The organism is Brevundimonas sp. SGAir0440 (assembly GCF_005484585.1).
Classification (GTDB): Bacteria; Pseudomonadota; Alphaproteobacteria; order Caulobacterales; family Caulobacteraceae; genus Brevundimonas.
The window spans coordinates 1,139,685-1,158,365 of the sequence record NZ_CP039435.1 but is presented as its reverse complement, the minus strand read 5'-3'; the positions used below and the strand labels follow the sequence as shown (position 1 = coordinate 1,158,365).

The following is an 18,681-nucleotide window of genomic DNA, read 5'->3' as shown; positions in this document are numbered from 1 at the left end:
CGAGCGCTTCTCACCTCGCTCCGCTTTCTTGCCACTCGTCACTCGCCACTCGCCACTCATCTCGCCCCCTCCAACCGCCGCTCGATCCGCTCCACGGCCGCCGCCGTCGCCTCGCCTTGGACCTCCAGCCGCGCCAGCCGTTCGGCGACCAGCCTCTGCTCCCCGACCCGCTGCTCCAGCGTCGCGATCCGCGCCGCGGCGCCCCCGGCCCAGACCAGGCCGCCCACCGTCTGCACCACGACGGCGATCAGCAGCGCCGTCGGCACGCGCCGGATGTGATGTTCGGTCATGCCCCCAACCCCGCCATCCGCCGACGTTCCTCGTCCGTCAGGAAGTTCGCCGCCTCCAGCCGCGCCCACAGGGCGTCCCGCTCGGGCTGCAAGGCCGAGACCGCATCCAGGTCCGCCCGGATCTCACACCCCGCGAACCGTTCGCCCAGCCAGCCCGTCATCGCCCCCGCCGCCTTGCGCACCAGCGGGATCACCGTCTGTCGCCAGAAGGCCGCATTGGCCTCGCGATAGTTGGCGTAGGTCGCGTCGCCCGGTATCCCCAGCAGCTGCGGCGGCACCCCGAACGCCAGGGCGATCTCGCGCGCCGCCGCATGTTTGCCGGCCGTGAAATCCATTTCCGCCGGCGTCAGGCTCAGCGGCTTCCGGTCCATCCCGCCCTCCAGCAGGATCGGCCGCCCGGCGTTGGTCGCCCCGGCGTAGACGTTCGACAACTGATCCTTCAGCGCCTCGAACTGTCCGTCCGTCAGCCGCTCGCCGTTCCTCGCCCCATAGACCAGCGCCCCGGACGGCCGCGCGGCATTGTCCAGCAGGGCCTTGTTCCAGGCGCCGGCCGCATTGTGCGCGTCCACCCCTTGCGCCGCCGCCTCCAGCGGCGACAGCCCGTACCAGTCGTCCAGCGGGTGCCACAGCTTCAGGTGCATCACCGGCGCCCAGCCGTCCGCCGCCCGCCCGATTCGCACCGACCGTCCGTCCACGGAATAATCCCACGCCTCGGGCCAGCCTGATCGCCCCGGAACCACCTTCACCCGATCCGACCGCAGCGCCCACAGCTCGTCCGGCGCCCCGTCCCCGTCCGCATCGCCGGTCGCCTCGACATAGGCGTTGCCCGACACCTGCAGCGCGCCATAGACCGCCTCCATCAGCTCCGCCCCCGACTGTTCGGGATTGGGTCGGCGGATCAGTTTCGCCAGCGGATGCGCATCGTCGCGCACCCCGTCCACGAACACCGCGAACGGCGCCGACGCCGCCGCCTCGGCGATCATGCGGATGCAGCGATAGGCCACGGCATTCCTCTGATAGCCCTCGCGCGCCAGGCTGGCGTAGTCGTTGGGCGTCCACCGCGGGCGCCCCACCCCTGACAAGGCGATCACCCCGCCCGCCCGGCTCTCCTTGCCCTCAGGCGCGCCCGTGCGCCTCGCCTGGCCGAACGGCCACCGGATCGAAACCATCGCAATCTCCTCAGATGTCTTGTCCCTTCTCCCAGTGGGAGAAGGTGGCTCGAAGAGCCGGATGAGGGTCGACCGGCGGGCCAGTTCGCACCCCCTGCCCCTCACCCTTTCGCGTTGACCGATCGCTAGGCTCTCGGACGCTCAAGCCCTCTCCCGCCGGGAGAGGGGGCGCATAAGTTTCAGCATCGGCCGCTCGATCCACACATGCACGACCGCCCCCGCCGCCAGACTGGCGATCACAGTCAGCCCCACCACCGCATCCCCCGGCAGGGCGACCATCCCGCTCTCGAACATCCGCCCCAAAGCCCGGATCACCAGCCCATGGACCAGATAGATCGAATAGGACGCATCCCCCATGAAGGCCGCCGCCTGCGACAGCCGCCCCGGCGCCCGGTCCGTCCGCTCCATCCGCACCACGCCGAACACCAGCAGGGCGCTGGGCAGACCCCAGATCACTGCCCGCCTCAACCCGTTCCACGGATCGTTCAGCGCCCGCACATCGTCGATGCCGCCATAGCCGACCACCAGGCCCAGCCCGAACCCGAGCATCGCCAGACCGACCGCCCACAGCCCCAACCGAGGCGGCGCGAACCGCCAAACCCAGGCGATCCCGACGCCCAGCAGAAACTCCACAATGATCGGCGCGCCCCAGAACCTCAGAACCGGCGCCGCCACGACCAATCCGGCCGCCAGCATCGCCGCATAGGCCCCGACCAGCCTCCAGCCGACCCGCCGGCCGCCCGCTATCGCCAGCCCAAACCCGGCGTAGAACAGCATTTCGAAACACAGGGTCCACCCCGGCCCCAGCGCCGGAAACGTCATCTCCAGCCCGCTGAACGGCCAGAACAGGAACGTCGCTGCCGCCACCTCCGGGCTCAGCGTCCCGCCCCGCGCCATCCCGATCAGGATCGGCAGCGACAGCAGCCAGTAGATCGGCGCCACCCGCCGAAACCGCCGCCACAGAAAGGCCCCGGCCGCGCCCACGCCCGTCTGACCCTGCGTCGTCGTGGCGATGATGAAGCCGCTGATGACGAAAAACACGTCCACGCCCACGGCGCCGAAGTTCTCCAGCGTCCCACCGGCCAGCGCGGTCTCCAGCCCCAGCCGCGTCCCGGCCAGATCCACGGCGTGCGTGACGACCACCGCCGTCGCCGCCGCGAACCGCAGCGCCTGCACCCCGTAGAACCGCTCCCCCATCCGCCACGGTTATCACCGCGCCAGCGCGCACGACAACCTCAGATCATCACCCGCGCTCGCACAGCCTCGGCGATCCTCGCCTGGCCCGCCGCATTGGGATGGACGGAATCGAACATCAGCCCGCCGGCGAAACTCCCGCCGAACAGGGCCGTCCCGTCGATGGGCGCCGCCAACCCTCGCGTCGCCGCGACCTCCAAAACCGCATCGCGGATCGCGGCTTGCGTTGCATAGCTCGCCTTGCCCTGGGTCGGATCGGACGGACATCCGGTCATCAGCAACACGTCCCCCGTCGTCAGGCACCGATCCACCAGCGTCCCCAGCCCGGCCTTGTAGGTCGCCACCGCCGTCCCCGCGTTCCAGTCGTTGATCGTCAGACACACGACCGACAGATCAGGCGCCGCCGCCGGGATCGAGCCATACGCCCGGTACGGCTGATCCGTCGTGATCCAGTCCGCGATCCGGGCCCCGCCCCACCCCGCATTGATCACCCGCGCCCGCTTGACGTCCGACCGCCACGCGATCCCGCCCGTGATGAACACCGCCCCGCCCGAGGCCCAGCGCACGCTCACCGGCCCGGTCGTCTCGGGAAAGGCCACCGTCGTGACCTCCATCGACGCCGCCTTGGTGGTGTTCACGGTCGCCCGCACCAACCCGTCCGTCTCGACCGTCAGCACCCCCAGCGCCGTGTTGGTCACGGCCCACAGATCGAACCGATCGACCGGCCCGTTCGGCTGAAAACTCCAGACGCCCGTCGACGACGCCGCGCCCGAAAACAGCTTGCCGCCCATCCCGGTCAGGGCGTTGACGCTCCATCCAGCGCCCATCGTCACGCGCGGATCATAGGCGGGATAACCCCCGCTCGCCCCGTCCGCCGCTCCGGCGCCCGCCACCGACGCCGCCGACGCCGGCAGGCCCCGCCCGCTCATCATCGCCGCCAGCCGCTCGGGCCAGGCGCCCGCCCGACCGTTCGGCGTCCAACCGCCGGAGACCGCGCCATAGCCTTGGGTCACGCTGTCGCCGATGCACAGCAGCCGCGCCTCGCGCCCGCCCGCCTGCATGGTCCTGACCGCCGCCGACCAGACGGGCAGATCGGGCACGGAGAACCGCGCCCGCCCCAGCACCCCGCCCGGCGCCGCCGTCGCCGCTCCGATCTCGACGCCCGACATCAGTCGAAGGCCGCCACGATCTGCATCGCCGTCGTCCCGGTCGCCAGCACCCGGCGCACCTGCACCGGCAACCACCCCACCGGATGGTTGGCGAAGGTCACGGCGTCCCCATCCTCGGCCCCGACCGTCAGCACACGGACATTGCCCGCCCCGCCGACATACAGCGCCTTGGCGTAGGTCGTCAGGTCGGCCGTATCGCTGGGCGTGACAGCCGCCGCACGCCTCGCCGGCCCGCCCGCGTCGCGCCCATGATTCAACAGTCCGTCCCGCTCGGGAATGGCCGGCATATCGTCTCTCCTATGCAATAGATGCGGTCGTCATTCCGGGGCCGCGCCCCGCGCGGAACCCGGAAGCCAGGGCCGCCCCTCGGCGCTGACCCCAGCGTTTTCAAAAGCCCCCTGGGTTCCGGGTTCGTCCATCGGACGCCCCGGAATGACGGGTCTTGGTCCACTAAAGCCGGCTTATCCTCGGCGCCGACTGCGGCCCCAGCATCAGCCGCGTGATCGCCCACACGAGGGCGTCGGCCCGATCCGGGCTGGGTCCGCCCTCGCTGCCCAGCGCCAGCATCTCTTCTTCCAGCGCCGCGAAGGCGTCGCAGTGGACCACCCGCCCCTGTTCATAGAGCAGGGCCACCGGCTCGGCCCGTGCAGCCTTCGACCGCGACGCGTGGACCATCTCGATCCGGCACGGACACGCGGTGATGGCCAGGACCGAGCGCACCATGTCGCCGCCCTGATTGCTCTCGGCGACCACCTCGTGCGCGCCGAATTCTTGCGCGGCCGCGCTGACCGCCCCGCCCCAGCTCTGGGGCGAGCGCCCCTGCACCGTCCGGTCAGCCAGCACGAAGGCGTGGCGACCTTTTCGCCCCACGACCACGATGCCGCAGGCGTCTCCGGTCGCGGTCGCCGGCGGATCGACCGCCACGACGATCCGGTCCAGTTCGGCCGGCCGCGCGCCCCTGGCCCGCTTCAGATCCGCGATGCGGAACAGGGCGCCCTCGCCCTCGACCACCACGCCTTCCAGCTCCTGCGCCGCCAGCCGCGTCCCGCCATAGACGTCGTTCAGATGCGCCAGAAAGCCGGGCGACAGGTTCTGCGCGTTCAGGGCCGTCGCCGCCCGTTCCGTCACCGTCCCCGCCTCGGCCATCAGTCGTCTCAGCGCCGGGATCGGCCGGGGCGTCGTCGTCACCGCCAGCAGGGGCGAGGCCCCCAGCCGCAGTCCAAACCTCAGGTTCGACAGCACCATTTCCGGCCGTCGCCAGGCGCAGAATTCGTCCGCCCAGGCGGCGTGAAACTGCGGCCCCCTCAGACTGTCGGGATCCTCGGCCGAAAACGCATAGGCCGCCGATTGATTGCCCCACACCAGCCGACGCCGTCCCGCCTCTCAACGCGGCCGGTCGCCCGGCTCCGCCAGCGCCTTGATCCCCGACGCCCCCTCCACCATCACCTCGCGCACATCGTGCAGGGCGGGGCCGACCAGGGCCAGGGTGATGCCGGGCAGCTCTCGCGCCATGATGTCGATCCAGACCGACCCGGCGAAGGTCTTGCCCGATCCCCGACCGCCCAGCAGCAGCCAGGTCTTCAGGTCGTCGTCAGTCGGCGGAAACTGATGCTTCGCCAGCCGACAGTGATTGCGATGCAGCCTTAGCCCGCGCTCTTTCAGCAGCTTCGGCGTTCTTCTCTTCCAGAATTCGATCAAGCCGCGCGTGTTCGACGACCAGTTCCTGTCGGATTCGCTCGTCCTCGGCGGGGTCGTAGGTTCGTCCACCCATCTCGTCCTCTTCGTTGTCGCTCAGGCACAGCAGCCGCATCGCCTCGACCGCCTTGGCCGACCGCGCGATCACCCCGATCTGGCGCGCGACCTTCTCGGCGACGGCGGCGTCCTTGACGTCGGTCTCGCAGACGCTTTTCGCCGTCTCTTCGATCTTGGCCTTCATCATCAGGAACAGGGGCTCCATCCACCCGGCGCAGGACGCAGCCGTCTCGCGCGCGCCGCCGCAGCCGCCCTCTTCGTCGTCCTGATTTCCCGTCATGCCCAAACCATAGCGGACCAGCGTCCTCAGGCCGGAAGAACGCCCACATAATTCGCCAACGGATTGTTTTCGCAGCCTTTCAACCAGCGTCATTGCGCTGGCTAGGGGGTGCTACCCTATCACTCCCGGCCCCGCTCGACCGCCCATTCCGGCGCCTCGAAATCCAGCGCATCCTCCGGCTCGGCCAGGGACAGCTCCGAGATCGTCTGCCCCCGCACCGACACGCCCGCCGTATGCACCGTCTCGCGACTGCCCGAGATCAGATGATGCCATTTCGCCAGCGGCCGCCCCTCGTGCAGCCGGCGATAGGCGCACGACTTGGGCATCCACTCCAACGCCTCGATATTGCCGGGCGTCAGCTTGATGCAGTCCGGCACCTGGGCCTTGCGGTTCGCATAGTCCGAACAGGCGCAGGCCTTGGGGTCGAACAGCTTGCAATGCACCCGCGTCGGAATGACCTCGCCCGTATCCTCGTCCTCGAACCGGATCACGCAGCACAGCCCACACCCGTCGCACAGCCCCTCCCACTCGGAAGGCGACATCTCGGTCAGGGTCTTGGTTTCCCAGTAGGGCTGCATGGCGCGCCTCATACGCGCCGCGCCGCCGCTTGTCACAGCCTCAATGCCCCACCGTCTTGGAGAACAGGTTGATCACCACGACCCCGCCGACGATCATCGCCAGCCCGACCATGGCCGGCAGGTCCAGCCGCTGGCGGAACACCACCGTCCCGATCACCGAGATCAGCACCACCCCTAGCCCGCTCCAGATCGCATAGGCGATCCCCACCGGCATCTGCCGCAAGGCGATCGACAGCAGGTAAAAGGCCAGGCCGTAGCAGACCGCCATACCCGCCGTGGGCCAGGCCCGCGTAAACTGCTGCGAGGCCTGCAGCATCGTCGTGCCCGCCACCTCCAGCGCGATGGCGCCCAGCAGCGCGGCCCACGTCACGAGACTCACGCGTCGTTCGCCGTGATCGGATGGCCGGGCGTCAGCAGCGACAGCAGCGCCTGTCTCTGTTCCGGCGACACCGCATGGGTGCCGAACAGGTCCGACATCCACAGCCCGTCTGCGATCAGCCTCAGCATCAGGGCATCGTCCGCCCCGACCGGATCGCTGGGATCGTCCACCTTCACCTTGTCGATCCAGCCGTTCCAGCGCTGCGCCAACGCCGGATCGATGGCGCAGGCGGCCATGATGACCCGACCGATGCTGACGTCCTGCGGCGTCACCGGCTCATTGACCGTCGCCCTCAGATAGGCCCGCGCATTCCGGCCATAGGGTTCGGGATCGCGCGCCGCCTCAGCCAGGATCGTGTCCGTATGCATCCGCCCCAGATGATCGACCATGCCTTCCAACAGCGCGATCTTGCTGGGGAAATGATGCAGCAAGGCGCCCTTGCTGACGCTCGTCCGCGCCGCCACCGCATCCAGCGTAAAGCCTGACGCACCCAGCTCGGCGGCGACCTCCAGCGCCTTTTCGATAATCTCGGCGCGGGTGTCGTCAGGCGCGCGACGGCGGGTGGTGCTATCCATCCGCGCTACATACCAACCGGACGGTAACTGTCAATCCATCGCCATGGCCAAGGTCAGCGCGGCGTCCGCCGTCGACTCCAGGCTACCCAGGCGACGCCGATGACCGACAGGAATATGCCCCCGAAGAACGCCCCCAACGCCGACAGGATGGTCACGAACATCCCGGTCATGAAGCCCTGCCCCACGGCGATCACGGCCTGCGGTCCATCACGGCCGTCGTAATCCCCCGACACGCGATAGGTCCCGGCCCTGTCGATGCGGAACGCCTGGATCGACTGCCCTTGGCGCCCGCCGAACGTATAGGTCGAGCTGGCTCCTGGCGTCCGCGTCGGCACCGCCTTTCCATCCGCCGCCTGGACCTTTACCGCCAGCCCGTTCACGTCCTCGACGACATAGACCCGCCCATCGACGACGCTGCGGTATTCCAGAAACACCGTGTGGTCGCCCGGCTTCAAGGCCAGATCGCGGCCGCCCGGCACGACGATCTGCTCCAGCCCGTCGTCCAGCGCCGGCAGTTTCGTCGCCAGCAGCACGACCATCGCCACGATCCCGCAGATCGCCGGCAGCGCGGCCAGCAGGTAGAAGATCCGCCCCGGCCTGCGTTCTGGCGCGCCCCCGCGCCCGTTCGACGTCATATCCATCCCTGCATCCCCCGCGTGCAAACCGCGCACGAACTACACCGTGTCGGCCGCTAACCGTCAACGTCGATGGCGGTTAGCCTTCCCCTCCTCTATATGGCCGCCCATGGCAGCCAGACCCCCTCTCGTCGCACTCAAGGACGTCCGTCTTCAGGACGGCCAGCGCCCCCTCTTCGACGGCGTCGACCTTGCGGTCGAACCGCGCAGCCGCGCCGCCCTGGTGGGGCGCAACGGCGCGGGCAAGTCCACCCTGATGAAGGTCGTCATGGGCCTGATCGAGCCGGACAGCGGCGACCGCTCGATCCAGTCCGCCATGCGCTTCGCCTATGTGCCGCAAGAGCCGGTCATCACTGGGGAAACTTTGCTGGACTATGCGTCGTCGGGCGAGGCGGAGACCTGGACGGCCGAAAGCTGGCTGGAGACCTTCGGCCTGAACCCTGCGAAGTCGACCCAAGGCCTGTCGGGGGGCGAAACCCGCCGTGCGGCGCTGGCCAAGGCCTTCGCCGAAGAACCCGATCTGCTGCTGCTGGACGAGCCGACCAACCACCTCGACATCCTGGCCATCGAACTGCTGGAGAACGAGCTGATCCAGGCCCGGTTCGCCCTGCTGGTCGTCAGCCACGATCGCGCCTTTCTGAACCGCGTCACCAACACCGTCCACTGGCTTGAGGGCCGCCGGGTCCGCACCCTGAACAAGGGCTTCGTCGAGTTCGACGAATGGTCCTCCAAGGTGCTGGAGGAAGAGGCCGAATCCCTGCGTCGCCTGACCAAGACCATCGAGCGCGAGACCGCCACCTTCTACTCCTCCATCACCGCCCGCCGCAGCCGCAACGAGGGCCGCGCCCGCTCGCTTCAGGCGCTGCGCGCCGAACGCGCCGAGAAGATGAAGGACGTGCCGCGCGAGCTTTATCTCGGCGTCGATTCCGGCTCGACCTCGGGCAAGCTGGTCGCCGAGATCAAGCATGTCTCAAAGGGCTTCAACGGCCGCACCCTGTTCAAGGACCTGACCACCCGCATCATCCGCGGCGACCGCCTGGGCATCGTCGGCCCCAACGGCGCGGGCAAGACCACCCTGGTCAAGACCCTGCTGGGCGAACTGGCGCCCGACGAAGGCACCGTGCGCATGGGCGCGAACCTGGAGCCGGTCTATCTGGACCAGTCGCGCGAGGGGCTGAAGTCGGACATGACCCTCTGGGACGCCCTGACGCCGGGCGGCGGCGACAGCATTCTGGTGCGCGGCGTGTCCAAACACGTCGCCGCCTACGCCAAGGACTTCCTGTTCTCCGAGGCCCAGCTGCGCCAGCCGATCTCGACGCTGTCCGGCGGCGAGCGCAACCGCCTGCTGCTGGCCCGCGCCCTGGCGAAACCCGCCAATATGCTGATCCTCGACGAACCGACCAACGACCTGGACATGGACACGCTGGACAAGCTGGAGGAGCTGCTGGAGGGCTATGACGGCACCCTGATCCTGGTCTCCCACGACCGCGACTTCATCGACCGCCTGTCCACCTCGACCCTGGCCCTGAACGGGCGGGGCGACATCGTCGAGACCCCCGGCGGCTGGACCGACTTCATCCGCCAGAACCCCGGTTTCCTCCAGCCCGGCGCGACCCCCCGCCCCCAGGACAAGGCCGCCGCCCAGCGCGCCGCCGCGGCGCCCCCGCCCGTCGTCGCCCCCAAGAAGACCGCCAAACTCTCCTTCAAGGACGCCCACCGCCTGAAGGAGCTGGAAGCCTTGATCGATGCGTTGCCCGCGACCATCGCCAAACACGACGCGACCCTGGCCGACCCCGGCCTCTACGCTCGCGACCCCAAGGCCTTCGACGCCGCCATGAAGGCCGCCGAAAAGGCCCGCGCCGAGCTGGAATCCGCCGAACTGGAATGGCTGGAGCTGGAAGAGAAGAAGGCGGCCCTGGCGGGATAAAGACCGAACGGCTCGTCACTCTGGCGAGGACGGCTTCAGGTCCTAACCCTGACTGTCCGGATCCCCGGGCGGCGTCTTCGCCGCGCCCCGGTTCTGCATCACGCCGACCGCGATGCAGGCCACCAGGCCGAACGCGAACCACAGGCCGAACTTGCCCGTCAGAAGCCCGATCAGGCCGAAGATCAACAGGACGCCGAAGGGGGTGAGCCGTTTCATGGGGCGGACGATAGCCGGCTTTGTCGTGGCTGACGAGGCTCGGCCGAAAGCGCCGACTTGAAACCAAACCCGCCGCCGCACACTCAAGCTTCATGACCCTGCGCAGCCACCTTGTCGAGTTCGCCCCGCCCCAGCAGGCGGCGGTGCGGCGGATCAACGCCGTCCTCGCCCGCGCGCCGCGGTTGCGCACCGACGGCTGGCGGATCGATGCCGGCCAGCGGCTGTCGGTATGGCTGGACGCCGCCGCCGGTCGGGTCACCACGCCACGCCTGAAGAAGCGCGGCGTCACGGTCGAGATCGTCCACACGGACGGCGACCACCCCGTCCCCTTGCGCATCCTACACCCCACAGGCACGCCGCGCGCCGTCATTCTGGACATCCACGGCGGCGGCTGGGTGCTGGGCAGCGCCGGGCTGAACGACCGGCTGAACGCCCATCTGGCCCACCACGGCTTCTGCGTCGTCTCGGTGGACTATCGCCTGCTGTCCGAGCGGCGCCAAATCTATATCGACGCCGCCATCGCCGACTGTCTGGCCGCCGCCTATTGGACCGTGACCAACGTCGATCGACTGGGCGCCTCGACCCTGTTTCTGGCGGGCGAATCCGCCGGCGGTCATCTGGCGGCCCTGACCGCCGTCGCCCTGCGCGACAAGGGGCTGATTGATTTGGTGAAGGGCTGCGTCTTCACCTACGGCGTCTTCGACTTGTCGGGCACCGAAAGCGTGCGCTCTGCCGGACCGGAAACCCTGCTGTTCAACGGCCCTACGATGCAGGCCGATCTGGCGCGCCTGGCGCCGGATCGCGACGAGGCGGCCTTGCGCCGGCCCGACGTCTCGCCCCTGTATGCCGACCTGACCGGCCTGCCGCCCGCCCTGTTCCTCGCCGGCGAACAGGATCCCCTTTTCGAGGACAGTTTGTTGATGGCCACGCGCTGGGGCGAGGCGTCGGACGCCGACCTGATCCGCGTGCCCGAGACCCCGCACGGCTTCCTGCATTTCGGCGGCCCAGCCGCGCGCGGCGCCCGCAAGGCGATCCGCACCTGGCTGAACGCCCGGCTCTAGCGGGCCTCGATCAGTTCGCGGATCCGACTGCCCAGCGCCTCCATGGCGAAGGGCTTGGTCATGACGTGCATGCCAGGGTCCAGATGCCCGTTGCCGACCACCGCATTCTCGGCATAGCCGGTGATGAACAGCACCTTCAGATCGGGCCGATCGATCCGCGCCGCATCGGCCATCTGACGCCCGTTCATCCCGCCCGGCAGGCCCACATCGGTCACCAGCAGGTCGATCCGAGCACCGGATTGCAGCAGCTTCAGCCCCGCTGCGCCGTCCGACGCCTCGATGCATTGATAGCCCAGCTCATGCAGGATTTCGGCGACCAGCATCCGCACCGTCGGCTCGTCGTCCACGACCATCACCGTCTCGCCGGCCTGGGCGCGCGGGGCCTGTTCGACCTCGGGGATCAGATCGGCGTCGTCCACCTCGCCGAAGTGGCGGGGCAGATAAAGGCAGATCATCGCCCCCTCGCCCGCCTCGGAATAGATCCGCACCTGCCCGCCCGATTGGCGCACGAAGCCATAGATCATCGACAGACCCAGCCCCGTCCCCTCGCCCAGCGGCTTGGTGGTGAAGAAGGGTTCGAACGCCCGCGCCGCCACCTCGGGCGCCATGCCCGTGCCGGTGTCGCTGACGCAGATAGAAACATACTGGCCCGGCTCTAGATCCTGGGCCTTGGCCGTGCGCGCGTCGATCCAGCGGTTGCCGGTCTCGATGGTCAGACGCCCGCCGCTCGGCATGGCGTCGCGCGCATTGATGCACAGGTTCAGCACCGCGTTTTCCAGCTGGTGCGCATCGATCAGAACGGGCCACAGGCCGGCGCCAGCGACCACCTCGACCTCAATGCCCGGCCCTGTCGTGCGCCGCACCAGATCCTCCATCCCGCGGATCAGGCGGTTGGGATTGGTCGGTTTGGGATCCAGGGTCTGACGTCGCGAGAAGGCCAGCAGCCGGTGCGTCAGGGCCGCCGCCCGTTTCGCCGCACCCTGCGCCGCCACGGTGAACCGCTCCACCTCGGCATGACGCCCCTGGGCGATCCGGTTGGTGATCAGTTCCAGACTGCCGCTGATCCCGGCCAGCAGGTTGTTGAAGTCGTGGGCGATGCCGCCCGTCAACTGTCCGACCGCCTCCATCTTCTGGCTTTGACGCAGCGCCTCCTCGGCCTGCATCAGGGCGCTGGTGCGTTCGGCGACCTGGTCTTCCAGGGTTTCGTTGAACCGCGCCAACTCGGCCGATTGCCGACGGAAATCCTCGATATCGGTGCTGGTGCCGACCCAGCGCGTGATCCGCCCGTCCTCGTCATGAACCGGCTCGGCGCGAATGCGAAAGGCGCGATAGACGCCGTCGTGGCGGCGCATGCGGAACTCGGCGTCATAGACCTGGCCGCTCGCCATGGCGTCGGTCCATGCCTTGACCGCTTCGTCCCTGTCGTCGGGATGCAGCCGCTCCAGCCAGCCGTCAGGGCCGTCCAGTTCGCCCGGCTTGGCCCCCATATAGGCGTAGACCTGGGGGTTGAACCAATACAGCGACCCGTCCGGCCAACTGGCCCAGATCTGGATCGGCGTGGACTGGGCGAAGACCCGGAACTGGGCCTCGCTGTCGCGCAGCGCCGCCTCGCTACGCGCGCGTTCGGTCGCCGTGCGCACCCGCTCCGCCACCTCGCGCATCAGCCGCAAATCGCTGTCGCTGTAATGGCGCGGCGCGGCGTTGTTGACGAACACCATCGCCACAACCCGCCCCTGTTCCATCAGCGGCATGTTGACGAACGACCCGGCGCTGATCCGCTTCAACACATCGGCGGTCGCGGCGGTGCGGGGATCCAGCGCGACATCGTCGATCGCCACTGTCTCGCCGCGCTTGATGTCCTCGATGTAGGAGCCGTGCTCGCGGAAGGCCAAGGTGCCGGCGATGCTGCTCACCCCCGGCTGGTTGTAGTCGCGCGCGATGGTGATGGTCTCCGCGACCGTATCCACCGTCCCGTAACCCGCCCGGCTGACGCCCATCGTCCTGGCCAGAACCTCGGCCGAGGCCTGGGCGATGTCGCCGGCGTCGGTCAGGTCGCGGATCGCGTCATTCAACTCCAGCAGCGCGTTCTGGCGCGTCTCGCTCTGCTTTCGCTCGGTGATGTTGTTGAACAGGATGGCGACCTGCCAGGCGCCCGGCTGGCCGATCCGCAGCGCCTGCACATCATACCAGCGGCCGAAGATGTCGGCCGGGTTTTCGAACCGCACCGGCTCGCCCGTGCGCGCCACCCCGCCGTAGAGATCGAACCAGTGCTGCTCCAGGCCTGGCGCGATCTCGCTGACCCATTTGCCGTAGGGGTCAACGAGGCCGGTCATCTCCTCGAAGGCCTTGTTGCCCTCGACGATCCTGTAATCGACGGGCCGGTCGGCCGCGTCGAACTTCATCTCGATGACGCAGAAGCCTGTCGCCATCGCCGCGAACAGGGCGCCGTATCGCGCTTCGCTCAGCGCCAGCGCCTGGTCCGCCCGGTGGCGATCCGACACATCCATGCCCTGGATGAAAATGCCCCAGACCCGATCGTCCTCCTTCAGCGGCTGGAAGACGAAATCGACGTAGCGCTCCACCACCTCGCCGCCTGGCTCGGCCTGAACGGCATACAGGGCGCTGTCGGCCCGGTGCGCCTCGCCGGTGCGGTAAACTTGGTCCAGCAGGTCCAGATAGCCTTGCGCCACCGCATCGGTCAGCACCTCGCCCACCGTGCGCCCGATCACCTCCCGGTGCCCGATCACCTTCTGGTAGTTCGGATTGGTCAGCTCGAACCGATGGTCCGGCCCCGTGACCAGCGCCATGAACCCCGGCGCATGGGCGAACATCTGGGCCAGCTGGCTGCGATTGATACCGATAGACAAGGCGTGGTCAGACCCGGTGCTGGACAACGAATTCCCCAAGGACTTTTGTCCGTTGATCACAGAACCCAAAGCGCGCCGCAGGGTTGCAGCGCAATGTGTCCGACGCCGGACATAAGCCTCTATCGCCGCGTTTCTGTGGACAAGGCAAGACGCTGATCCGCAATCGCGAATTTGATCCGTCCACCGATGTTCACAGGCTTGTCCACCGCCGCCGGGCCAATCGTGCACATCGGGGCGAGTTCGGGCGCTTGCCTCATAGCCGGTTTCGTCCGAACGTCAACAGGCCAAGGGACACGGGGCAGCGGAAATCCAGGGAGACCTGGACCTCCAGCGAACCGGCCCGGCTCTCCGACCCGGCGCTTCGGGCGATCTTCGGATCGTAACGTGCGACAGGCGGGATCCAGGCTCCAGTCCTCGACGGTCTTCGGATCGACGACAGACAGGAGAACCGGATCGGGATCGACGGACGACGCGGACGCAATGCCGCGGGACGCCGAAGACCAGGAGCGCGACAGGATACAGCCGACCGCCCTTTCGGGTTCGCTCGAAACGGCACCGACGCCAAGGTCCAGACCCAAACGGCCAAGTCCAACCCGGACTTGGCGAGGGGACGAAGCTGACGGGTCCGCCCGAACGCTTCGTCCCCTCGCTCAATTGGGGCGCCGACAACGCGGCCGACTGACGCCCCGCCTTCCCAAGGCCCCTATCGCCCCGTAAGTCAGGGGCATGAGCTTGTTGGGGAATCGCCTGCTGACCCGTCGCCGTGCGCTGATCGCGGGCGGGGCCGCTGTGGCGGCGGGGGCGATCGGTCTTCGGGCCTGCGGGCGGGCCGAGGCGCCGGTCGACGAACAGGGCCGGGTGCGGCTGCGGTTCGCCACCGACTGGCGCGCCCAGGCCGAACAGGGCGGCTTCTATCAGGCGCTCGCCAGCGGGGCCTATGAGAAGCGCGGACTGAACGTCCAGATCGTTCAGGGCGGCCCCGGCGTGAACGTGCCGCAACTGCTGGCCTCGGGCGCGGTCGAACTGGGCATGGGCTCCAACAGCTTCATCCCCCTGAACCTGGTCGCGTCCGGCGCGCCGGTGAAGGCGGTCGCCGCCTTCTTCCAGAAGGATCCGCAGGTCCTGATGGCCCATCCCGACGCGGCGCTGGAGACTATCGCCGATCTGACCGGCCGGCCCTTCCTGCTGTCCGAGGCGGGGATCAGCACCTTCTGGGTCTGGCTGAAGGCCAAGTACGGCTTTACCGACGAGCAGCTGCGACCCTTCGCCTACGACCCCGCCGCCTTCATCGCCAATGCGCGGGCGGTGCAGCAGGGCTATCTGACCAGCGATCCCTACGCCATCGAACAGACCGCCGATTTCGACCCGCGCGTCTTCCTGCTGGCCGACGAGGGCTATCCCTCCTACGCCGCCATGGTCCTGGCGCCCAACGCCTTCGCCCGGGACAATGCAGCGGCGCTACGCAGCTTCATCGCCGCTTCGGCCGAAGGGTGGCGCGACTATATTCGCGGCGACGCCTCGGCCGCCGACGCCCTGATCCGCAAGGACAACCCGGACATGACCCAGGCTGTGCTGGATCAAGCCCGCGAACGCCTGCGCGACTACGCCATCGTCGATGGCGGCGATGCGGCGCTTTACGGCCTGGGCGCCCTGACCGAGGAACGCTGGCAGGCCTTCTTCGACGTGACCTCGAAAGCCGGGGTTTACGAGGTCGGTCTGAACTGGCGCGACGCCTTCACCGACAACTATCTGCCCGGTCGCGGCTGACACGCGGTCGTTGTCGAATCCTGGCTTCACATTAGCGCGGGATTAAGGGTCCGAGCCCTAGTGTGTGCGCTGGAATTCCTCTCCGGAGAGCCGCCGTGCGCCGCGCCCTCGCAGTTTCGATCGTCCTGACCGCCGTCAATCTGGCGGCCGGCGCCGCCGTGGCGCAACAGGCGCCGACCAACGCGTCGGGCCTGCGCTACCTGTCCTGGCCCGGCAAGCCGACAGTCGCCGCCCGTGCGACGCCGACGCCCGCCGTCATCCAGGCCGAGGCGCCCGCCCCGACCGTGACCGCCGCCAACCGCACCCTGCCCGGCGCCATCCCGCTGGCCCGCCTGTCGCCCGCCCCTTCGGGCATCCCCGCGACCGCCACGCCGCGCAGCAACGGCCTGACGCCCGCCAGCGCCTGGATGCCCCAGCGCGCGCCGATGCAGGCCCAGCCCGCGCAGACCCCACCCGTAGAGGCCGCACCCGCAGAGACGCCCCCGGCGCAGGCGACGGCGACGCGCGTCGCGCCCTCGCCCTATGTTCCGGAGCCGCAGCCTTCCGCGCCTCAACCTCAGCCTGAACCTCAGATGCAGGCCGAGCCGGCGCCCGCTCCGCAACAGGCCGCGCAGGCCGAGCCGCCGCCCGCGCCCCAGCCGGCGCAGGCGGCCGTCGCCGATCCGATGGCCCCGCGCCGCGACGCCCCCATCTATCGCCTGCAACGGCCCCAAGCCGGCGCGCCGCTGGACGTTGTCGCCGTCAGCGGCCAGGCCGCCCAGACGCCCCCAGCCGGCGACAACACCGCCCGCTACTATTCGGTCCACCGCCAGGCCGGCCGTCACCCCGACGCCATCCCTGCGCCGCAGCAGACCTACCTCGACGCCATGCCTGTCCAGATGGCCCAGACGCCGCAGTCCAGCGACCTGGCCCAGCCGGACGGTCCGCCCGCCCTGATCCGCAACGCCAACGGCAGCTTGCGCGCCGTGCCACAGACTGAAGCCGACAACCTGCCATGAACGATCGCGCCGTGATCGAACCTGCCGAGATCAAGGGCTCGCGCCTGCCCGAACTCATCGCCCTGGCCAGCGAGGAGTCCAGCGAAAAGCGTCGTCTGCTGCTGCGCGAACTGACGGCCCACTTCTTCGGCGCGCCGGCGCCCAACGCCAATGAAACCGCGCTCTACGGCACGGTCCTGGCCAAGCTGTCGGCCGAGATGGAGGTCGCGGTCCGCGCCGAGCTGGCCGCCCGTTTCGCCCAGGCTCCCAACGCCCCCCACAGCCTGATCCGCCGTTTCGCCGACGACGAGATCGAGGTCGCCGAACAGGTTCTGCGCGCCTCAACCGTCCTGACCGATGAAGATCTGATTCAGGTCGTGCGCAAGCGCAGCCAGGGCCATCTGCGCGCCGTCTCGGGCCGCGCGACGGTGTCCGAGGCGGTTTCCGACGTCATCGTCGAGCACGGCGACGACGACACTTTGAATACCTTGCTGCGCAACGACGGCGCCCAACTGTCGCGCGCCGCATCCGAAACCGCCATCGAGCGCGCCAAGGCCAATCCGGCCCTGCACGCCGCCACGGTCGAGCGCCAGAGCCTGCCCGCCGATCTGCTGAACGAGATGTATTTCGTCGTCGAGGCCCGGCTGCGTCATCAGATCCTGGAACAGAACGCGCGCATGGACCCGGCCCTGCTGGAGGCGGCGCTGGCCGCCGGCCGCACCCGCGTCGCCACCGACGACGGCGCCCTGCCGGCCGACTATGCCGAGAACCTGGCCTATATCGACGAGCTTCAGGCCGCCGGCCAGCTGACGCCGCAGACCCTGATCCGCTTCCTGCGCTCCAACGGTCGCACGCCCTTCCTGATCGCCCTGTCCAAGCTGGCCGACATCGACTTCCACACCGCGCGCGGCATCGTCGAGCGCAAGGACCTGGACGCCCTGTCGGTGGTCTGCAAGGCGGCCGACATGGACCGCGCCGTCTATCTGACCTACGCCGTCGCCGTCCTGGGGGCTGAGGACAACCCGATGGGCAAGGCCGCCGCCTACGGCCGCATGTACGGCGAACTGACCCGCGACGCAGCCCTGCGCACCCTGCGCTTCTGGCGCATGCGCCGCACAGCCCAGGCGGCCTGAAGCATCACCGACTTCTCCCTCCCCTGCGGGGGAGGGTGGTCGCGCAGCGACCGGGTGGGGGCGGCCCGGCAGAGGACTCATCAGAGCAAAGACAAATCCGTGGGACGTCGCCCTGAAGTCCCCACCCGGCTTCGGCTGCGCCTCAGCCACCCTCCCCGGTGCGGGGAGGGAGAATGCTCGTGCGCCCCAAAAGCAAAAAAACGCCCGCCCCCTGATGGAAGCGGGCGTCTCATGACCGAAAACGGTTCGGTTTATTTCTTCGCGCGGGTTCCGGCGGCGCGGGCGGGCTTGCGGCCGCCTTGGCCCAGGCCCATCGACTTGGCCAGTTCCGAACGCGCCTTGGCGTAGTTCGGGGCGACCATCGGATAGTCTTTCGGCAGACCCCATTTGGTGCGGTATTCTTCGGGGCTCATGTCGTATTTGGTGCGCAGGTGGCGCTTCAACGACTTGAACTTGCGGCCGTCTTCCAGGCAGATCAGGAAATCGGGCGCGATCGACTTGCGGATCGGCACCGCCGGTTCTTTGGGTTCAGGTTCGGCCTCGACCGGACCGTTCGACACACCCGACAGGGCGGCGTGAATATTGGCGATAAGCGCAGGCAGGGCCTCTGCGGAGACCGAGTTATTGCCGACATAGGCCGACACGATGTCTGCGGTCATCTCTAGCAGTTCGGGCTTATCTTCCATTATCGGCTTCGCTTTCCTGATCTATT

General features: G+C 68.7%; 20 protein-coding genes. 5 read left to right on the top strand and 15 right to left on the bottom strand.

The window, feature by feature from the left end:
* Positions 1-56: 56 nt before the first annotated feature.
* From E7T10_RS05620 to E7T10_RS05570, 12 genes are all read right to left on the bottom strand, one after another.
* On the bottom strand, positions 57-290 hold the full coding sequence (locus tag E7T10_RS05620; protein ID WP_137721048.1) for a hypothetical protein: 234 nt from the start codon (positions 288-290) through the stop codon (positions 57-59).
* Positions 287-1,459, bottom strand: coding sequence for a phage portal protein (locus tag E7T10_RS05615; protein WP_137721047.1), 1,173 nt, complete (start codon positions 1,457-1,459; stop codon positions 287-289). The genes E7T10_RS05620 and E7T10_RS05615 overlap by 4 nt, the downstream gene beginning before the upstream one ends.
* Positions 1,460-1,600: 141 nt before the next feature.
* Positions 1,601-2,656 carry an acyltransferase gene (locus E7T10_RS05610; RefSeq protein WP_137721046.1) on the bottom strand — a complete coding sequence of 352 codons (1,056 nt, stop codon included), beginning with the start codon at positions 2,654-2,656 and terminating at the stop codon, positions 1,601-1,603.
* Between the two features lie 38 nt (positions 2,657-2,694).
* A complete protein-coding gene (locus tag E7T10_RS05605) occupies positions 2,695-3,822 on the bottom strand; it encodes an SGNH/GDSL hydrolase family protein (protein ID WP_137721045.1) in 1,128 nt (375 codons plus the stop codon).
* Positions 3,822-4,109, bottom strand: coding sequence for a hypothetical protein (locus tag E7T10_RS05600; RefSeq protein ID WP_137721044.1), 288 nt, complete (start codon positions 4,107-4,109; stop codon positions 3,822-3,824). The genes E7T10_RS05605 and E7T10_RS05600 overlap by 1 nt, the downstream gene beginning before the upstream one ends.
* Positions 4,110-4,272: 163 nt before the next feature.
* Entirely contained in the window at positions 4,273-5,184 is a 912-nt protein-coding gene (locus tag E7T10_RS05595; protein WP_246846116.1) for a terminase large subunit domain-containing protein, read from the bottom strand.
* Between the two features lie 21 nt (positions 5,185-5,205).
* Positions 5,206-5,334 (bottom strand): hypothetical protein, encoded by a 129-nt coding sequence (locus E7T10_RS16010; protein WP_256371849.1) that lies wholly within the window; start codon positions 5,332-5,334, stop codon positions 5,206-5,208.
* A 79-nt stretch (positions 5,335-5,413) separates the two neighbouring features.
* Positions 5,414-5,854 carry a hypothetical protein gene (locus E7T10_RS05590; protein ID WP_137721043.1) on the bottom strand — a complete coding sequence of 147 codons (441 nt, stop codon included), beginning with the start codon at positions 5,852-5,854 and terminating at the stop codon, positions 5,414-5,416.
* A gap of 119 nt (positions 5,855-5,973) precedes the next feature.
* Complete coding sequence (locus tag E7T10_RS05585; RefSeq protein ID WP_137721042.1) at positions 5,974-6,432, bottom strand: YcgN family cysteine cluster protein; 459 nt, start codon at positions 6,430-6,432, stop codon at positions 5,974-5,976.
* Positions 6,433-6,472: 40 nt separating this feature from the next.
* Complete coding sequence (locus E7T10_RS05580; protein WP_137721041.1) at positions 6,473-6,811, bottom strand: multidrug efflux SMR transporter; 339 nt, start codon at positions 6,809-6,811, stop codon at positions 6,473-6,475.
* On the bottom strand, positions 6,808-7,386 hold the full coding sequence (locus E7T10_RS05575) for a TetR/AcrR family transcriptional regulator (RefSeq protein ID WP_137721040.1): 579 nt from the start codon (positions 7,384-7,386) through the stop codon (positions 6,808-6,810). The genes E7T10_RS05580 and E7T10_RS05575 overlap by 4 nt, the downstream gene beginning before the upstream one ends.
* Positions 7,387-7,439: 53 nt before the next feature.
* A complete protein-coding gene (locus tag E7T10_RS05570; RefSeq protein ID WP_137721039.1) occupies positions 7,440-8,027 on the bottom strand; it encodes a hypothetical protein in 588 nt (195 codons plus the stop codon).
* A 103-nt stretch (positions 8,028-8,130) separates the two neighbouring features.
* Here E7T10_RS05570 and E7T10_RS05565 point away from each other — a divergent pair, with 103 nt between their 5' ends.
* Positions 8,131-9,948 (top strand): ABC-F family ATP-binding cassette domain-containing protein, encoded by a 1,818-nt coding sequence (locus tag E7T10_RS05565; protein WP_137721038.1) that lies wholly within the window; start codon positions 8,131-8,133, stop codon positions 9,946-9,948.
* A 42-nt stretch (positions 9,949-9,990) separates the two neighbouring features.
* On the opposite strand, the gene E7T10_RS15695 is transcribed toward E7T10_RS05565, so the two are convergent.
* On the bottom strand, positions 9,991-10,164 hold the full coding sequence (locus E7T10_RS15695; protein WP_168189893.1) for a hypothetical protein: 174 nt from the start codon (positions 10,162-10,164) through the stop codon (positions 9,991-9,993).
* 92 nt (positions 10,165-10,256) lie between these two features.
* Between E7T10_RS15695 and E7T10_RS05560 the strand changes: the two genes are divergently transcribed.
* The gene (locus tag E7T10_RS05560; protein WP_137721037.1) at positions 10,257-11,225 is read left to right on the top strand and encodes an alpha/beta hydrolase; all 969 of its coding nucleotides are present in this window, start codon (positions 10,257-10,259) and stop codon (positions 11,223-11,225) included.
* On the opposite strand, the gene E7T10_RS05555 is transcribed toward E7T10_RS05560, so the two are convergent.
* On the bottom strand, positions 11,222-14,092 hold the full coding sequence (locus tag E7T10_RS05555; RefSeq protein WP_137721036.1) for a PAS domain-containing protein: 2,871 nt from the start codon (positions 14,090-14,092) through the stop codon (positions 11,222-11,224). The two genes, E7T10_RS05560 and E7T10_RS05555, sit on opposite strands and share 4 nt — an antisense overlap.
* Positions 14,093-14,818: 726 nt before the next feature.
* On the opposite strand from E7T10_RS05555, the gene E7T10_RS05550 reads away from it, so the two are divergent.
* The 3 genes from E7T10_RS05550 to E7T10_RS05540 all read left to right on the top strand — a co-directional run bounded on the left by E7T10_RS05550 (position 14,819) and on the right by E7T10_RS05540 (position 17,969).
* Complete coding sequence (locus tag E7T10_RS05550; RefSeq protein ID WP_137721035.1) at positions 14,819-15,859, top strand: ABC transporter substrate-binding protein; 1,041 nt, start codon at positions 14,819-14,821, stop codon at positions 15,857-15,859.
* Between the two features lie 95 nt (positions 15,860-15,954).
* Positions 15,955-16,857 carry a hypothetical protein gene (locus tag E7T10_RS05545; protein ID WP_137721034.1) on the top strand — a complete coding sequence of 301 codons (903 nt, stop codon included), beginning with the start codon at positions 15,955-15,957 and terminating at the stop codon, positions 16,855-16,857.
* Positions 16,854-17,969 carry a DUF2336 domain-containing protein gene (locus tag E7T10_RS05540; RefSeq protein WP_039244673.1) on the top strand — a complete coding sequence of 372 codons (1,116 nt, stop codon included), beginning with the start codon at positions 16,854-16,856 and terminating at the stop codon, positions 17,967-17,969. Before E7T10_RS05545 ends, E7T10_RS05540 begins: the two co-directional genes overlap by 4 nt.
* Before the next feature lie 251 nt (positions 17,970-18,220).
* Here E7T10_RS05540 and E7T10_RS05535 read toward each other — a convergent pair whose 3' ends face one another.
* Positions 18,221-18,655 carry a MucR family transcriptional regulator gene (locus E7T10_RS05535; RefSeq protein WP_017505833.1) on the bottom strand — a complete coding sequence of 145 codons (435 nt, stop codon included), beginning with the start codon at positions 18,653-18,655 and terminating at the stop codon, positions 18,221-18,223.
* Positions 18,656-18,681 lie beyond the last annotated feature (26 nt).

Bases quoted from the DNA above. Each gene is read 5' to 3' on its own strand.
- E7T10_RS05565 (WP_137721038.1), top strand. From the start codon at position 8,131: ATGGCAGCCAGACCCCCTCTCGTCGCACTCAAGGACGTCCGTCTTCAG.
- E7T10_RS05540 (WP_039244673.1), top strand. From the start codon at position 16,854: ATGAACGATCGCGCCGTGATCGAACCTGCCGAGATCAAGGGCTCGCGC.
- E7T10_RS15695 (WP_168189893.1), bottom strand. From the start codon at position 10,164: ATGAAACGGCTCACCCCCTTCGGCGTCCTGTTGATCTTCGGCCTGATC.
- E7T10_RS05550 (WP_137721035.1), top strand. From the start codon at position 14,819: ATGAGCTTGTTGGGGAATCGCCTGCTGACCCGTCGCCGTGCGCTGATC.
- E7T10_RS05585 (WP_137721042.1), bottom strand. From the start codon at position 6,432: ATGCAGCCCTACTGGGAAACCAAGACCCTGACCGAGATGTCGCCTTCC.
- E7T10_RS05610 (WP_137721046.1), bottom strand. From the start codon at position 2,656: ATGGGGGAGCGGTTCTACGGGGTGCAGGCGCTGCGGTTCGCGGCGGCG.
- E7T10_RS05615 (WP_137721047.1), bottom strand. From the start codon at position 1,459: ATGGTTTCGATCCGGTGGCCGTTCGGCCAGGCGAGGCGCACGGGCGCG.
- E7T10_RS05605 (WP_137721045.1), bottom strand. From the start codon at position 3,822: ATGTCGGGCGTCGAGATCGGAGCGGCGACGGCGGCGCCGGGCGGGGTG.
- E7T10_RS05600 (WP_137721044.1), bottom strand. From the start codon at position 4,109: ATGCCGGCCATTCCCGAGCGGGACGGACTGTTGAATCATGGGCGCGAC.
- E7T10_RS16010 (WP_256371849.1), bottom strand. From the start codon at position 5,334: ATGGCGCGAGAGCTGCCCGGCATCACCCTGGCCCTGGTCGGCCCCGCC.
- E7T10_RS05570 (WP_137721039.1), bottom strand. From the start codon at position 8,027: ATGGATATGACGTCGAACGGGCGCGGGGGCGCGCCAGAACGCAGGCCG.
- E7T10_RS05575 (WP_137721040.1), bottom strand. From the start codon at position 7,386: ATGGATAGCACCACCCGCCGTCGCGCGCCTGACGACACCCGCGCCGAG.
- E7T10_RS05620 (WP_137721048.1), bottom strand. From the start codon at position 290: ATGACCGAACATCACATCCGGCGCGTGCCGACGGCGCTGCTGATCGCC.
- E7T10_RS05560 (WP_137721037.1), top strand. From the start codon at position 10,257: ATGACCCTGCGCAGCCACCTTGTCGAGTTCGCCCCGCCCCAGCAGGCG.
- E7T10_RS05590 (WP_137721043.1), bottom strand. From the start codon at position 5,854: ATGACGGGAAATCAGGACGACGAAGAGGGCGGCTGCGGCGGCGCGCGC.
- E7T10_RS05535 (WP_017505833.1), bottom strand. From the start codon at position 18,655: ATGGAAGATAAGCCCGAACTGCTAGAGATGACCGCAGACATCGTGTCG.